This is a genomic window from Vibrio sp. S234-5 (assembly GCF_000960595.1).
Classification (GTDB): Bacteria; Pseudomonadota; Gammaproteobacteria; order Enterobacterales; family Vibrionaceae; genus Vibrio.
Window position 1 is genome coordinate 1 of the sequence record NZ_JZAM01000421.1, and the last position, 369, is coordinate 369.

The 369-nt window shown below is 49.1% G+C and carries 1 pseudogene; it reads left to right on the top strand.

Annotation, left to right across the window (positions count from 1 at the left end):
• A pseudogene (locus UF06_RS25280) lies at nt 1–369 on the top strand (2-oxoglutarate dehydrogenase E1 component); the annotation flags it as partial.

Genomic DNA, 369 nt, shown 5'->3' on the forward strand with positions numbered 1-369 from the left:
GTGAAGTGGTGGTCCAAGCATGGCCCACAATGGCTCTACATTCTGTAGACTAGTCTCCTTACCTGGGGCACGACTGGGAAAAACCTTGTGCAAATGAATTCGATAAAAAACGTTTAGTCGAGCTAGGACGACGTATATGCCAATACCCACAAAATCACGTATTGCCCAGTCGAGTGACCCAGCTCTACAGTGATCGTGTTGCGATGATTGACGGGGAGAAAGAGCTCGACTGGGGGATGGCAGGGACGCTTGCCTATGCGACGTTGCTTGACGATGGAAAACGTATTCGTATTTCTGGTCAAGCTTCAGTCCGTGGAACCTTCTTCCGTCGTCACTCTGTACTACACCTGTCACTTATACACATATGCA